The sequence below is a fragment of the Limnohabitans sp. 15K genome, from assembly GCF_002778285.1.
Lineage (GTDB): Bacteria > Pseudomonadota > Gammaproteobacteria > Burkholderiales > Burkholderiaceae_C > Limnohabitans_A.
Genome location: NZ_NESM01000001.1, coordinates 1561256 through 1575848, shown reverse-complemented (window position 1 = coordinate 1575848; position 14593 = coordinate 1561256). Strand labels below are relative to the sequence as shown.

Annotated in this window: 13 protein-coding genes; 11 read left to right on the top strand and 2 right to left on the bottom strand. The window is 61.3% G+C overall.

Annotation, left to right across the window (positions count from 1 at the left end; genetic code table 11):
- Positions 1-4: 4 nt before the first annotated feature.
- From B9Z40_RS07480 to B9Z40_RS07465, 4 genes are all read left to right on the top strand, one after another.
- Positions 5-1123, top strand: coding sequence for an aminoglycoside phosphotransferase family protein (locus B9Z40_RS07480; RefSeq protein WP_100172582.1), 1119 nt, complete (start codon positions 5-7; stop codon positions 1121-1123).
- 2 nt (positions 1124-1125) lie between these two features.
- Positions 1126-1839, top strand: coding sequence for a 16S rRNA (uracil(1498)-N(3))-methyltransferase (locus B9Z40_RS07475; RefSeq protein ID WP_100172581.1), 714 nt, complete (start codon positions 1126-1128; stop codon positions 1837-1839).
- A gap of 102 nt (positions 1840-1941) precedes the next feature.
- The gene (locus B9Z40_RS07470) at positions 1942-3198 is read left to right on the top strand and encodes a glutamate carboxypeptidase (protein WP_233204820.1); all 1257 of its coding nucleotides are present in this window, start codon (positions 1942-1944) and stop codon (positions 3196-3198) included.
- A gap of 21 nt (positions 3199-3219) precedes the next feature.
- On the top strand, positions 3220-4398 hold the full coding sequence (locus B9Z40_RS07465) for an MFS transporter (RefSeq protein WP_100172580.1): 1179 nt from the start codon (positions 3220-3222) through the stop codon (positions 4396-4398).
- Here the strand turns inward: B9Z40_RS07465 and B9Z40_RS07460 are convergent.
- On the bottom strand, positions 4364-5230 hold the full coding sequence (locus B9Z40_RS07460; RefSeq protein WP_100172579.1) for an alpha/beta hydrolase: 867 nt from the start codon (positions 5228-5230) through the stop codon (positions 4364-4366). The two genes, B9Z40_RS07465 and B9Z40_RS07460, sit on opposite strands and share 35 nt — an antisense overlap.
- Positions 5230-6711 (bottom strand): M20 family metallopeptidase, encoded by a 1482-nt coding sequence (locus B9Z40_RS07455; protein WP_100172578.1) that lies wholly within the window; start codon positions 6709-6711, stop codon positions 5230-5232. Before B9Z40_RS07455 ends, B9Z40_RS07460 begins: the two co-directional genes overlap by 1 nt.
- A 175-nt stretch (positions 6712-6886) precedes the next feature.
- Here B9Z40_RS07455 and B9Z40_RS07450 point away from each other — a divergent pair, with 175 nt between their 5' ends.
- The 7 genes from B9Z40_RS07450 (at position 6887) to B9Z40_RS07420 (ending at position 14562) form a co-directional block, all read left to right on the top strand.
- Positions 6887-7630, top strand: coding sequence for a LytTR family transcriptional regulator (locus B9Z40_RS07450; protein WP_100172577.1), 744 nt, complete (start codon positions 6887-6889; stop codon positions 7628-7630).
- 243 nt (positions 7631-7873) lie between these two features.
- Entirely contained in the window at positions 7874-8737 is an 864-nt protein-coding gene (locus tag B9Z40_RS07445) for a xanthine dehydrogenase family protein subunit M (protein WP_100172576.1), read from the top strand.
- A gap of 16 nt (positions 8738-8753) precedes the next feature.
- Complete coding sequence (locus tag B9Z40_RS07440; protein ID WP_053169257.1) at positions 8754-9239, top strand: (2Fe-2S)-binding protein; 486 nt, start codon at positions 8754-8756, stop codon at positions 9237-9239.
- A 29-nt stretch (positions 9240-9268) separates the two neighbouring features.
- On the top strand, positions 9269-11680 hold the full coding sequence (locus tag B9Z40_RS07435; RefSeq protein WP_100172575.1) for an aerobic carbon-monoxide dehydrogenase large subunit: 2412 nt from the start codon (positions 9269-9271) through the stop codon (positions 11678-11680).
- 12 nt (positions 11681-11692) lie between these two features.
- Entirely contained in the window at positions 11693-12337 is a 645-nt protein-coding gene (locus B9Z40_RS07430; protein ID WP_100172574.1) for a CoxG family protein, read from the top strand.
- Between the two features lie 2 nt (positions 12338-12339).
- The gene (locus tag B9Z40_RS07425; protein ID WP_199172503.1) at positions 12340-13308 is read left to right on the top strand and encodes a MoxR family ATPase; all 969 of its coding nucleotides are present in this window, start codon (positions 12340-12342) and stop codon (positions 13306-13308) included.
- A gap of 36 nt (positions 13309-13344) precedes the next feature.
- Positions 13345-14562 carry a VWA domain-containing protein gene (locus B9Z40_RS07420; protein WP_100172572.1) on the top strand — a complete coding sequence of 406 codons (1218 nt, stop codon included), beginning with the start codon at positions 13345-13347 and terminating at the stop codon, positions 14560-14562.
- The last annotated feature ends 31 nt before the right edge of the window (positions 14563-14593 follow it).

Here is a 14593-nt window from a genome sequence, read left to right as displayed (position 1 = left end):
ATCCATGAGCCACCCTTCTTCCCCCCTCATTTCCTCATCGCCCGCTTTGACGGCCCCTGTTGAAGCTGTGCCTTGGGCAGACCCCACGCGGCAAGGGTTGTTCACCACCTGGATGTCCAGCGTGGCCAAGCTGCATGGGCTTTTGCCCGAAACCTTGCGCATTGCTTCGGCCGATGCCAGCTTCAGGCGTTACCTGCGGGTGGACAGCGTGCTGGGCGTCAGCCGAATCGTGATGGACGCGCCACCTGACAAAGAAAATTCCGAGCCTTTTGTGCGGATCGCCGCTTTGATGAAAGCGGCTGGCCTGCACGCGCCCGAGGTGCTGGACTGGCAACAGGCCCACGGCTTCATGCTGCTGAGTGACTTGGGTGACGCCACCATGATGTCGGCCATCGACCCCGAACGCCCCCAGGCCAACCATGGCCTGTACATGCAGTCGGTCGATGCGCTGGTGCAGTGGCAGCTGGCGTCTCGTCCTGGTGTCCTGCCACCGTATGACACCGCTTTGTTGAACCGTGAACTCAGCTTGTTTCCAGATTGGTATTTGGCCCAGCATCGCGGCGTGCAACTGCAAGGTGAGCAGCGCGAAGTGTTCGACAAAGCCTTCGGCCTGATCGTGCAGCGCAACCTGGCCGCGCCCAGCGTGTATGTGCACCGCGACTTCATGCCGCGCAATTTGATGATGCCCTTTCAGAACGAACAGCTGGGTGTGCTGGACTTTCAGGATGCGGTCTACGGCCCCATCACCTACGACATCGCCAGCCTGATGCGCGACGCTTTTCTCACCTGGGACGAAGACTTTGTGCTCGACATCACCATCCGCTATTGGGAAAAAGCCCGCAAGGCCGGGCTGATGGACTTTGAAGACTGGCACAGCGACTTTGGTGCGTTCTACCGCGCCGTGGAGTGGATGGGCCTTCAGCGCCACTTCAAAGTTGCCGGCATCTTTGCCCGCCTGACCTTGCGCGACGGCAAGCCCAAATACCTGGCCGATGCGCCGCGCTTCATCCACTACATCCGCACCACCTGCGACCGTTACCGTGAACTCGGCCCGCTGCTCAAGCTGATCGACGAGATCGAAGGCACCACGCCTCAGGTCGGTTTCGCTTACGGGCGCATGTGAGCATGCCCCGTTTTTACTGCCCCACCCCCCTGCACACTGGCTTGGCCCTCAGCCTGCCCGCTGGCGCTGCACGCCATGTGCAGGTGCTGCGCCTGCAGCCGGGCGATGTGATCACCTTGTTCAACGGGGAGGGCGGCGAGTTCGACGCCACCGTCACACGCATGGGCCGCAGCGATGTGGATGTCGACATTGGCGAACACCGCTTGCTGGAACGCGAAGCGGCCCGTGCCGTGCACCTGCTGGCGGGCATCACCGCCAACGATCGCATGGACTGGTTGGTCGAAAAAGCCACCGAGTTGGGCGTGGCCAGCATCACTCCCTTGGCCGCCGAGCGCAGCGTGCTCAAGCTCAAGGGCGAGCGCGCCGACAAAAAGCTGGCGCACTGGCAAGGCGTTGCTGTGGCCGCCGCCGAGCAGTGCGGGCGCAACCGCGTGCCCACCATTCACGCTGCGCTGAGTCTCAAAGAGTGGCTGGCGCAGCCGCCGGCCTCGGCAGATCGCTGGGTGCTCTCGCTGGCGCAGGGCACGCAGTCCTTGGCGGCAGTGAACACCAGCACCCGACCTGTGGTCGTGCTCAGCGGCCCCGAAGGCGGTTTGGCCCCCGCCGAAGAAGCGGCAGCGCTGGTGGCAGGTTTTCTGCCCGTCACCTTGGGCGCGCGCGTGTTGCGGGCCGAAACTGCGCCCTTGGCCCTGCTGTCGGCCTTGACGGTGCTCTGACCCCAGCCTGTCGCCAAGGCGCTCGCGGTGAGGGTTTTTGCGCGTACCCACCACGCCTTGAGCGCTTACGATGTGCCATCAACTGGATGGATGCACATGCCCATGAAAAAAATTCTTTTGAAGCCCTGCCTGGCCGCTGTTGCTTTGGCTTTGTCGATGGGTGCTTCGGCACAAAAGCGTGACGATGCGGTGTTTGCCGCGGCCCAAGCTGCGCAAGCCGCCGTCATCGACACCTTGCAAAAACTGGTGTTGATCGAGTCGGGATCGGCCAACATCGCCGGCATTGCGCGGGTGGCCGATTTTGCCCAAGCCAGACTCAACGCGTTGGGTGCCAAGACCGAACGTATCAAGTCGACCAACAGCGACCGCGCCATCGTCAAAGGTGTGTTGACGGGCAAAGGGCGTCTGAAGGTCATGCTGATCGCACACATGGACACGGTTTACCCAGAAGGCATTTTGGCGACGCAACCCTACAAGCTGGACGGCAACCGCCTGTATGGCCCTGGCATCGCTGATGACAAAGGCGGCATCGCCGTGATCCTGCACGCGCTGGCGGTGCTTCAATCACAAGGTTGGAATGACTTTGCCACCGTCACCGTTTTGTTCAACTCCGACGAAGAAATCGGTTCAGGCGGCTCCGGTGATTTGATCCAGTCTTTGGCTGCTGAGCACGATGTGGTGCTGTCTTACGAGCCGACAGCGGCCAAGAGCATGGCCAAAGTCGAAGGTGTTTTGCTCTCTGCTGCGGGCACAGCGACCGCCACGATGGAGGTCAAAGGCCGTGCTTCGCATGCTGGAGCCGCACCCCAAGAAGGGCGCAACGCCTTGATCGAGCTGTCGCACCAAATGCTGGCGACCGAGCACATTGCCAAGGACATCCCAGGCGCCCAGCTCAACTGGACCCATGCCCAAGGCGGGCTGGTGCGCAACCAGATCCCTGAGAGCGCTGTGGCCACGGCCGATGTGCGCTTGCTCCAGCCCGATGCAGCCGACAAACTCAAAGCCGCCCTGATCGCCAAGACCCAAGAAAGCAAGCGGGTGCCCGACACCCATGTGCACATCAAGATGGATGTGGGGCGTCCGCCTTATGTGGCGGGTGAGCGCGGGATGGCTTTGGCCCAACGTGCCCGAGCCATCTATGCCGAGCTTGATGGGCGGGCCTTGTTTTTCCATCCTGTCACGGGCGGCGGCACCGACGCGGGCTTTGCCAGTGGCTCGGGCAAGGCGGTGGTGTTGGAAAGTCTGGGCTTGGCCGGCTGGGGCTTTCATGCCCGCGATGAATACATCGAGATTGATTCCATCGTGCCGCGCTTGTACCTGACCGCGCGTTTGCTGCAAGACTTGGGCAAGCAGCCCTGACGGCCAACTACACTGCCCTGCATGAACCCTAACCTCATCCTCCTCACGCTCTGCCAAGGGCTGTTCTTCACGAACAACGTCACCTTCATCGCCATCAACGGCTTGGTGGGTTTGTCCATGGCCCCTTTGGGTTGGATGGCGACTTTGCCGGTCATGGGTTACGTGGTGGGCGGTGCGCTGTCGACTGGGCTGGTGGCCAAAAGCCAGTCGCGTTGGGGCCGCAAAGTGTCCTTTCAGCTGGGCCTGTGCGTGGCGCTTTTCTCTGCGCTGCTGGCCGCTTATGCCGCCTGGAGCCATAACTTCTGGTTGTTGGTCGCGGCCACGGTCATTGCGGGCTATTACAGCGCCAACGGCCAGTTGTACCGTTTTGCCGCAGCCGAGTTGGCGGCAGACGGCTTCAAGGAAAAAGCGGTCTCTCTGGTTTTGGCTGGCGGCTTGATCGGGGCCATCGTGGGCCCCAACCTCGCTTCGCGCACCCGCACCTTGTACGAGGTGCCCTTTTTGGGCGCTTACATGGCGCTGGGCATCGTGGCGATTTTGGCCATGGTGTGCATGAGTTTCATCCGCTTTCCTGCGGTGCCGGCCAAAAAACCTGGCGACAGCGTCGGACGGCCCTTGTCCGAAATCATGCGCCAGCCGGTGTTCATCGTCGCGGCTGCCGCAGCGGCCCTGAGTTACGGTGTGATGAATTTGCTGATGGCGGCCACGCCGTTGGCCATGCAAGTGTGCGGTTTTAGTTTTGACGATGCGGCGCTGGTGCTCGAGTGGCATGTGATCGGCATGTTCGCACCGGGCTTTTTCACGGGGCACTTGATCAAGAAATTCGGCACGCTGCAGATCATGGCGGTGGGCGTGGTCATCAACTTCGCCTGCATCGCCATTGCTTTGTCAGGCGTTCAATTGCACCAGTTCCTGATCGCTCTTTTCTTGCTGGGCTTGGGTTGGAACTTTTTGTTCACCGGCAGCACCACGCTGGCCATGAAAGCCTGGACGCCCGCCGAAAAAGACCGCGGTCAGGCGGCCATCAACTTCTTTGTGTTCGCCACCATGGCGGTGACGTCGTTCGCATCCGGCGCATTGGTCACCACGCAAGGGTGGACATGGCTCAACATCGGCTCCATCCTGCCCGTGACCCTCACAGGCGTCGCCTTGGTGTGGATGGTGCTCAAGCAGAAAAGCGTGCCAGCAGCCAGCGCTTGAGCGCGGTGAACACTTGGGCCCGGTAGAGGTCGTTAAAAATCTCGTGGTACATGGCCTCAAAGCACTGGGTCTGCACCAGGTCCTGAGGCGCTGAGCTGGCAAAGTCTGCGGTGGCCTGTGCGTTGACCAGCTTGTCTTGTCCCGCGTAAAGCAGCAAGGTGGGCACTTGCCACTGCGCCGCATCGGCCAAGGTCTTCTCGCCGTTCTCCAAAATCCAGGCCGCCAAACCTGTGGCGATGCGCCTGTGCACGAGCGCGTCGGCCCTGTAGGCCTTCACCACGTCCGGGTCACGCGACAAGAAATCGATCTTCAAGCCGTTGTCTACACGCAGGTGCGGCGCGATGCGTGGCAGGCTGGCCAGCAGCATTTTTTGGACCAAATTGGGGAATGCACCCAAGGCCGGAGACGACAAAACCGCAGCTTCCACCGGGCGCAAGCGCTCGGCCAAGGTGCGTGCCACCACCAAGCCACCCAGGCTGTGGCCCAGCAAGATCAGGGGCGTGTCGGCCAAAGCAACTTGCTGCCGTGTGTCGTCGATCAACCGGCACAAATCGGCTTGCAAGCTGCCCGGGCGCAACAGGTCGCCGCGTGCGCCCTCAGACCGACCATGCCCTTGTTGGTCGTACGCGCGCACCGCAAAGCCCCATTGGTGCAAGTAGGCGGCGACTTCGCTGTAGCGACCGGCGTGCTCGCCCAAGCCGTGCACTAGGAGCACCGTGCCCAAGGGCTTGTGGGCCGGCATGATCCAGTCGTAGACCGCCAGTTGGCCCGACTCACCCTGCAGCGCCGACACAGTGGGGCGCGAAATCGAAGGGCGTGCGATGACGTTCATCAAGGCATCCGCGCCATGACTTCGGCCACTGCCGCCGTGAGCTTTTGGGCATAGGGCACATGCAAAAACTCGTTCGGCCCGTGCGCGTTGCTTTTGGGGCCCAGCACGCCACACACCATCATTTGTGCTTTGGGGAAACCGGCGCTGAGCATGTTCATGAGCGGTATAGTGCCGCCTTGCCCGATGTAACCCACGCCTGCGCCAAAGTGCGCCTGGCTGGAGGCGTTGAGCGCCTGATCGAACCACGGCAAGGTGTCGGGCGCGTTCCAGCCGGTGGCACCGCCGCCCGATTCGAAGGTGACTTTGGCTTGGTAAGGCGCGTTGTCTTCGAGGAGGGCTTTCATTTCGGCCACGGCTTGCGCGGCGTCCACCAGGGGCGGCAAGCGCAGGCTGAGCTTGAAGGCGGTGTAAGGCCTGAGCACATTGCCCGCGTCTTTCAGGGCCGGAAAGCCATCGGCTCCGGTCACGCTCAATGTGGGCGTCCAGGTGCGGTTGAGCAACGCTTGTGTTGGGTCGGTGGTGGTGGGCAGGGCAAAGCTGGTGGAGCCGCCGCAGTCGTAGTGCGCCCAGGGGAACCGCTTGTACACCTCGTCGCCCAAAATGGCGGCCGTGGCTTGGGCTTGCGCCAAGCGCTCGGCAGGCACTTCGCAGTGAAAGCTGGCGGGCAGCAAGCGGCCCGTAGCGCTGTCTTCGAGCCGGTCCAGCACCTGCCGCATGATGCGAAAGCTCGACGGCACCAGACCCGAGGCGTCACCCGAGTGGATGCCTTCGGTCAGGATTTGCACCTTGAGCGTGCCGCTGGCCATGCCGCGCAGGCTGGTGGTGAGCCACAGCTGGTCGTAGTTACCCGCGCCGCTGTCCAGGCAAATCACCAGGCCCACATCGCCCAAGCGGGTGCGCAGCGCGTCCACATAAGGCAGCAGGTCGTACGAGCCGGACTCTTCGCAGGTCTCGATCAGGCCGACGATGCGTGGGTGTGGTGTGTTTTGGCTTTTCAGGGCCTGCACCGCCGCGATGCTGGCGTAAACCGCATAACCGTCGTCTGCACCGCCCCGGCCATAAAGCTTGCCGTCTTCGTAAACAGGTGTCCAGGGCCCGAGGTCGTTGCGCCAGCCATTGAACTCGGGCTGTTTGTCCAGGTGGCCGTACATCAGCACCGTCTGGCCAGAGCCCTCGTTGGCTGCGCGGGTGGCGGCGACTTCAAAAAACATGACAGGCGTGCGGCCTGGCAGGCGGATGATTTCGAGCGTCAGGCCCTCGACCTTTTGCGCCTCGACCCACTGCGCAGCGTTGCGCAGCACGGTCTCGATGTGGCCATGCGCTGCCCAGTCGGCATCAAAAGAAGGTGACTTGGCGGGGATTTCGATGTACTTTTTCAGCTCGGGCAGGATGCTTTGGTCCCAAGCTTGGGTGACTTCGGTCAAGGCGCGGGCGCTGTCGAGCGTGCCAGCAGGCATTTCGCGGTGCAAGGGTGCGTTCATGGAGCGGAGTTCCTCAAGTCATCGTCAAAGAAAAACACTGTAGCGCTTTTGCGCTGGGCTTGGCCAGAATCGTTGTTAAAGTCTCGCTAATGCCCAACTGACCCATCGCCTTCGGGCCTGTAGCGGGCGCATACCGATGACAAGCCGCCCAAGAGGTGGCTAAAGAGACAAGACCATGGATGCCAAAACCACCGCCAACCCCAGCTTGTACTTGTTTGAAAAGTTCGAGGCTGGGGTCATCCATCTGGATGCGCAGCGCAACGTGCTGGCCATGAACGACTTTGCACGCCAGGTCTTGCCGGTGGACGAGAAACAGCCGTTCAACAAACTGGTTACTTCTTTTCACCCTGAACGCTCCAAGCCCAAGGTCAAGTTTTTGCTGGATGAGGCCTCGGGCTGCCCCATGGCCAATGCCGTGCCGATGACCATGATCATCAACATCCCGGAACAGGTGTTGCTGATCAAAGTCAGCCGCCTTGGCGATGTCAATGGAGACACCACCGGATTTGCATTGGTGTTTTACGACGTCACCCAAGTGGTCAGTCAAGAGTTGCCCGTCGCAGAGCCGCCTGCCAAAAACATGCGCCTTTCGCGTATCCCGATGGTGGCCGATCAAAAAGTCTCATTTGTGGACACCGCCGATGTTCTCAGCCTAGAGTCTCAGGCCCATTACACCCGGGTGCTGACGCGTGATGGTTACCACTTTTGTAACCTGAGCATTGGGGATTTGGCTCTGCGTCTGGACCCGGCGCAGTTCATGCGGGTGCACCGCTGTTTTATCGTCAATCTGCAAGCGGTGCAGTCCTTGGGGCGCGAGGGCAGCAAAACCCATGTGTTACTCAAAGGTAAAAATACCGAACCCGTGCCAGTGTCACGAGGCGAAGTGGCCCGCTTGCGGGAGGCTTTGGGGCTTGGTTGAGCCCATTCCCGAGGCTATTGCCCAGCCAAATAGAGGGTATACCCTATGCTTTTCATCACCTAGGACATTCCCTGATTGCGAGACTCGAAAAGTCTGATCAATACATTTCGTGCTCTATAAAGTGCACTTCGTGCAATAAATTGACCAGTAAACGACGAAATTGATTAAAACCTGACTACGCAGTCGGGAAAGGACTCTCCGTAATACTCTTGAGTTGTTTTCACAAAACTCAGGAGACCCTTGATGATTCCACCGCGTTTTGAATACCACGCGCCCAAAACCGTCGGCGAGGCCGTGGCCTTGCTGGGCCAGTTGGGCTCTGACGCCAAGCTGTTGGCCGGTGGCCACAGCCTGTTGCCCATGATGAAGCTGCGTTTTGCAGCCCCTGAACACCTGATCGACATCAACCGCATCCCTGAACTCAAGGGCATCCGCGAAGAAGGTGGCACTGTGGTCATTGGCGCGATGACGGTGGAAAACGAGTTGATCAACTCCCCCGTTTTGCAAGCCAAAGTGCCCCTGTTGTGCGAAGCAGCTAAGCTGATCGCCGACCCGCAAGTGCGCAACCGCGGCACGATTGGTGGCGACATCGCCCACGGCGACCCCGGTAATGACCACCCTGCACTGTCCATCGTGATCGACGCATCCTTTGTGTTGGAGGGCCCAAACGGTCGCCGAACAGTGGCTGCTGACGGCTTCTTCCTTGGCACCTACATGACCCAGCTTGAAGAAAACGAAGTCATGTGCGAAATCCGCGTGCCCGCATTAGCAGCTGGCACCGGTTACGCCTACGAAAAACTCAAGCGCAAAACCGGAGACTGGGCAACAGCCGGTTGCGCGGTCGTGATCCGTAAATCGGGTGACCAGGTCAGCCATGTGCGTGTGGCCCTGACCAACGTGGCTCCGGCCGCCCTGCGCGTCGAAGCTGCCGAAGCTGCTTTGCTGAACAAGCCTTTTAATGCCGCCAACGTGCAAGCCGCAGTCGATGCGGCCATCGCTGCCTGCGACCCCGCCGAAGACCTCCGCGGTGACATCGAATACAAGACCGCCATGGCTGGCGAGATGGTTAAACGCGCCCTGAACAAAGCCTGGTCGCGCTGCGCTTAAAGCAAAGGAAAACAACATGTCCAAAAAACTCGTCACCGTTTCCGTCAATGGCAAGAAAGAAGAAAAAGCCGTTGAACCCCGCACCCTGCTGATCCACTTTTTGCGCGAAGAGCTCAACCTGACCGGCGCCCACATCGGCTGCGAGACCAGCCACTGCGGCGCTTGCACGGTTGACATCGACGGCCAATCGGTCAAGTCATGCACGCACTTGGCCGTGCAGTGCGATGGCTCCGAAGTGCTCACCGTCGAAGGCCTGGCCAACAAGGGCGTGCTGCACGCGGTGCAAGAAGGCTTTTACAAAGAGCACGGCCTGCAGTGCGGCTTTTGCACGCCCGGCATGCTGATGCGCGCCTACCGCTTCTTGCAAGAGAACCCCAACCCGAGCGAAGACGAAATTCGCCACGGCATGGCCGGCAACCTGTGCCGCTGCACCGGTTACCAGAACATCGTCAAAGCCGTCCAGTACGCCGCCAAAAAACTGCAAGAGCCCGTTGCGGCTTGATGCGAACACCCATTTGATCGGAGACACACATGAACGCACCGGTACAAACCGCTGAAGCCCGCGAACTCGCGTTGGCTGGCATGGGCGCATCGCGCCTGCGCAAAGAAGACGCCCGCTTTATCCAAGGTAAGGGCAACTACGTTGACGACATCAAGATGGCTGGCATGTTGCACATGGACATCGTGCGCAGCCCGATTGCCCACGGCCGCATCGTCAAAATCAACAAAGAAGCCGCACTCGCTATCCCAGGCGTGCACGCCGTGTTGACCGCTGACGACTTGAAGCCCCTGAAACTTCACTGGATGCCCACACTCGCTGGTGACGTGGCAGCCGTGTTGGCCGACGAAAAAGTTCACTTCCAGATGCAGGAAGTCGCCATCGTCATCGCTGACGATCGCTACATCGCCGCAGACGCAGTAGAAGCCGTCGAAATCGAATACGAAGAACTGCCCGTGGTGCTCGACCCCTATGCCGCTCTCCAACCTGGTGCCCCGGTAATCCGCGAAGACCTCGCTGGCAAGACCGAAGGCGCACACGGCAAGCGCGACCACCACAACCACATCTTCACCTGGGATGCCGGTGACAAGTCAGCCGCCGATGCCGCTTTTGACAAGGCCGAAGTGACAGTGTCACAGCACATGTACTACCCCCGCGTGCACCCCTGCCCGCTGGAGACCTGCGGTTGCGTGGCCTCGTTTGACCCGATCAAAGGCGACCTGACCACCTTCATCACCTCGCAAGCGCCTCACGTGGTGCGTACCGTGGTGTCCATGCTGTCGGGCATCCCCGAATCCAAAGTGCGCATCGTCAGCCCCGACATCGGTGGCGGCTTTGGCAACAAGGTCGGCATTTACCCCGGTTATGTGTGCGCCATCGTCGCGTCCATCGTGCTGGGCCGCCCCGTTAAGTGGGTGGAAGACCGCATTGAAAACATCTCGTCCACCGCCTTCGCCCGTGACTACCACATGGACGGCGAATTGGCCGCCACCGCCGATGGCAAGATCACCGGCCTGCGTGTGAACGTGGTGGCCGACCACGGCGCGTTTGACGCCTGTGCCGACCCAACCAAGTTCCCCGCCGGCATGTTCCACATCGTCTCGGGCTCTTACGACATTCCTGCGGCGCACGCCAGTGTCAAAGGTGTGTACACCAACAAGGCTCCCGGTGGCGTGGCTTACCGCTGCTCCTTCCGCGTGACCGAAGCGGTGTATTTGATCGAGCGCATGGTCGACGTGCTGGCGCAAAAGCTGGGCATGGACAAGGCCGAGATCCGCGCCAAGAACTTCGTCAAGAAAGAACAGTTCCCCTACACCAGCGCCTTTGGTTTTGAATACGACTCGGGCGACTACCAAACCGCTCTCGACAAAGTACTGGAAGCCGTGGACTACAAAGGTCTGCGTGCCGAGCAAGCGGCCAAACGCGCCGACCCCAACAGCCCCACGCTGATGGGCATTGGCTTGGTCACCTTCACCGAAGTGGTGGGTGCTGGCCCATCGAAGATGTGCGACATCTTGGGCGTGGGCATGTTCGACTCGTGCGAAATCCGTATTCACCCCACAGGCAGCGCCATCGCTCGTATGGGCACGATCACGCAAGGTCAAGGTCACCAAACCACCTATGCTCAGATCATCGCCACCGAGTTGGGTATTCCGTCTGAAGTGATTCAGGTGGAAGAAGGCGACACGTCCACCGCGCCTTACGGCTTGGGCACCTACGGCTCGCGCTCCACGCCAGTGGCGGGTGCTGCCATTGCTTTGGCTGCTCGCAAAATTCACGCGAAAGCCCGCAAGATCGCCGCCCACATGCTCGAAGTCAACGAAAACGACCTCGACTGGGAAGTGGACCGCTTCAAGGTCAAGGGCGACGACAGCAAGTTCAAAACCATGGCCGACGTTGCGTGGCAGGCCTACCACCAGCCACCAGATGGCTTGGAGCCAGGTTTGGAGGCCGTGCACTACTACGACCCACCGAACTTCACGTTCCCGTTTGGCATCTACCTGTGCGTGGTCGACATCGACCGTGCAACTGGCGAGACCAAAATCCGCCGCTTTTATGCGCTGGACGACTGCGGCACCCGCATCAACCCAATGATTATCGACGGCCAGATCCACGGCGGTTTGACCGAAGGTTTTGCCGTGGCCATGGGCCAGCAAATGCCGTTCGATGCGCAGGGCAACTTGCTGGGCAACACGCTGATGGACTACTTCTTGCCCACCTTCGTGGAAACGCCGCACTGGGAAACCGACCACACCGTGACGCCTTCGCCGCACCACCCGCTGGGTGCCAAGGGCGTGGCCGAGTCACCCCACGTTGGCTCGATTCCTACCTTCACCTCGGCGGTGGTGGATGCCTTCTCTCACTTAGGTGTCACGCACCTAGACATGCCGCACAACGCTTTCCGCACCTGGAAAGCGCTGCGCGAGCACGGCGCAGCTTTGTAATCAGGAAAGAAAATGGAAGTCAAACTCGACAAACAATACCCGCTGGATGTGGACGCAGCACGGGCCTGGGCCCTGCTGACCGACCTGAAAGCCACCGCCAACTGCATGCCAGGTGCCGAAATCACCGAGCAGCTGTCCGAGACCTCGTTCAAGGGCGGCGTCAAGGTCAAGGTCGGCCCGGCCGTGGCCCAGTTTGGTGGCACCGTGGACGTGGTCGAAGCAGTGCCCGCTGAACGCAAGATGGTCTTGCGCGGCAAGGGCGCCGACAAGGGCGGTTCGTCCGCCTCGATGGACCTGACCGCGATCATCACCGCCGACCCGGCCAACCCAGCACATTGCGTGCTGAATGGCCAAGCGGCGGTGATCGTGAACGGCAAATTTGCGCAGTTCGGCGGCCGCATGATGGTGCAGGTGTCCGATATGTTGCTGGCGCAGTTTGTCGAGAACTTCCGCCAAACCGCGCTGACCTTGCCGGCGGCTGAGGGTTCGCCAGCGGCTTCGACGGTTGCTGCATCTGCCGCTGCATCGGGTGGCGACGCTGCTGCACCTGCCGCTGTGCCCAAGGCGCCCGTGGTAGCCCGCGAGATCAACGGCTTGGCCATCTTCTGGGCTTTGGTCAAGAGCTGGTTCGGTGGCTTGCTCGGCAAGAAAGCCTGAGTATGACGACGCCAGACCTGCCCACACAGCCCGCCGCTGAGGAGCGCTTGCTGCGCGAGCGGCTGCAACGTGCGGGCTATCTGGCCGATGAAGACCTGGCCACCACCGTGTGGTTGGCGTCTGCTTTGCAGCGCCCGTTGTTGCTCGAGGGCGACGCGGGCGTGGGCAAAACAGCCTTGGCTACGGCCTTGGCCCAATCGCAAAACGCCACCCTGGTTCGCCTGCAATGCTTTGAAGGCCTGGACCTGGCGCAAGCCGCTTACGAGTGGAACTACGGCCGCCAGCTGATGGCCATCCGGATGAGCGAATCGGTACAAAGCGGTCAAAACGGTGTTGGTAGTGTGCGCGAGTCGGACGTGTTCAGCCGCGACTATTTGCTGGAGCGCCCCTTGCTGCGCGCCATCAGCCAGTCAGGTCCCTGCGTGCTCTTGATCGACGAGATCGACCGCGCCGACGAAGCCTTTGAAGCCTTCTTGCTCGAAGTGCTGGCCGAATACCAAATCACCGTGCCCGAGATCGGCACGATCCGCGCCACACACATTCCTCAGGTCATTTTGACCAGCAACGGCACGCGTGAGTTGTCGGACGCATTGCGCCGCCGCTGCCTGTACCACTACCTCGATTACCCGACGCTGGCGCGCGAGATCGCCATCGTCAAATCCGCCTTGCCCGAGGCCGACACCCGCTTGGTCGAAGAAGCGGTGCATTTCGTGCAGCGCCTGCGCCGCGAAGACCTGGCCAAGATCCCCGGCATTGCCGAAACCTTGGACTGGGTGAATGCCCTCTTTCAAATGCGACATCACAGCCTGCCCGAAGACATGTCGGCAGTGCTCGGCACCCTGGGCTGTTTGCTCAAGACCCGCGAAGACCGCTTTTTGATGGGCCCCGACCGCCTGCGCCAGTTGGTCGAAGGCCGCCGCACAGTGGGTGTGGCCGAAAGCGCCAACGAGCAGGCCAAGGCGACGGCATGACTGCCGTCAGTTTGAGCGCCGAATGTTGAATGTGGCATGCACGAGCGCAGCCTAACCCTAGCTGCTGGCACGACTGCTCAGAGCGCCACCGCGCCCTCTGAGCGTCTGGCGGGTTTTGCTGCGCTGTTGCGCGACCACGGCCTCACTGTGGGTGTTGCCGAGCAGCGAGCCATGCTGCAAGCGGCCGAGTTGTTTGGTCCTATGCAAGAAAAACCCCTCCAAGCGGCTTGGCGAGCCATTGCCTGCCACAGCCACCGCGAATGGCAGCTGTGGCCTGATGTCTATGAGCGCTTTTGGCACCCCGAAAAATTGCGAGGCGGTGTGAAAGTGAGTGGCCAGACCCGGCCCAGCCGTAACCTGCGCCAAAGTGTGCAAGCCCTGCACGATCAGATGGACGCGGCGCAACAGCCGAATACCCAACCCAGCGGCCAGCAGGCCGCGCCCCAAACCGCTGGCGACTCCGCATCGAGCCAGCATGACGAACAAGACAACGGCACGCCCCGCGCCCAAGGTGGTGCCAGCCGCACCGAAGCCCTGCACCAGCGCGATGGCCAGATGTGGATGCCCCAAGAGCTGAGCGCTCTGCTACAACTGGCCCGCCAAATCACTGACAAACTGCAAGCGCGCCCTACCCGCCGCTGGCGCGTGGCCCCGCGTGGGCGGCGGCTGGATTTGCGCCAGACCATGCGCCGCAGCGTGGCCTGGGGCGGTGAGTTGATGCAGCCCGCTTGGAAGGTCAAACGCGTGGAGCCGCCGCGACTGTTCATCCTGGCCGATGTGAGCCGTTCGATGGAATCGCACGCCGCGCTCTTCTTGCGCGTTGCCCGCGCTTTTGCCCTGGAGGCCGATGCACGCGTGTTTGTGTTCCACACCCGCTTGGCCGAAGTCACGCCCTATATGCACCACGACACGCCTGCCATTCAGGAAAAGGTCAACGCTGTGACCGCCGGATTTGGTGGCGGCACCCGCATCGCCGCCAGCTTGCAAGAGTTTTGCCGCCAGCATGCCCGCGCCCAGCTCAACCGGGGTGCCCGCGTATGGGTGTTCTCGGACGGCTTTGACACCGACGGGCCGGACCTGCTGGATGCCGCCTTGCAGGAAGTGCGCGCACGCGGTGCCCGCATAACCTGGTTTCACCCCACGCGCCAGGTGCCCGCAGCGGGTGCCTTGCAGCGCGCACGCAGCCGCATCGAGCGCTTTGTGCCGTTGGCCAGCTTGGCCGATTTGGCCGCAGCCCGACACGTGCTGCATTGAATGTTTAAATTGAAAAGTCCATTGAAAACCG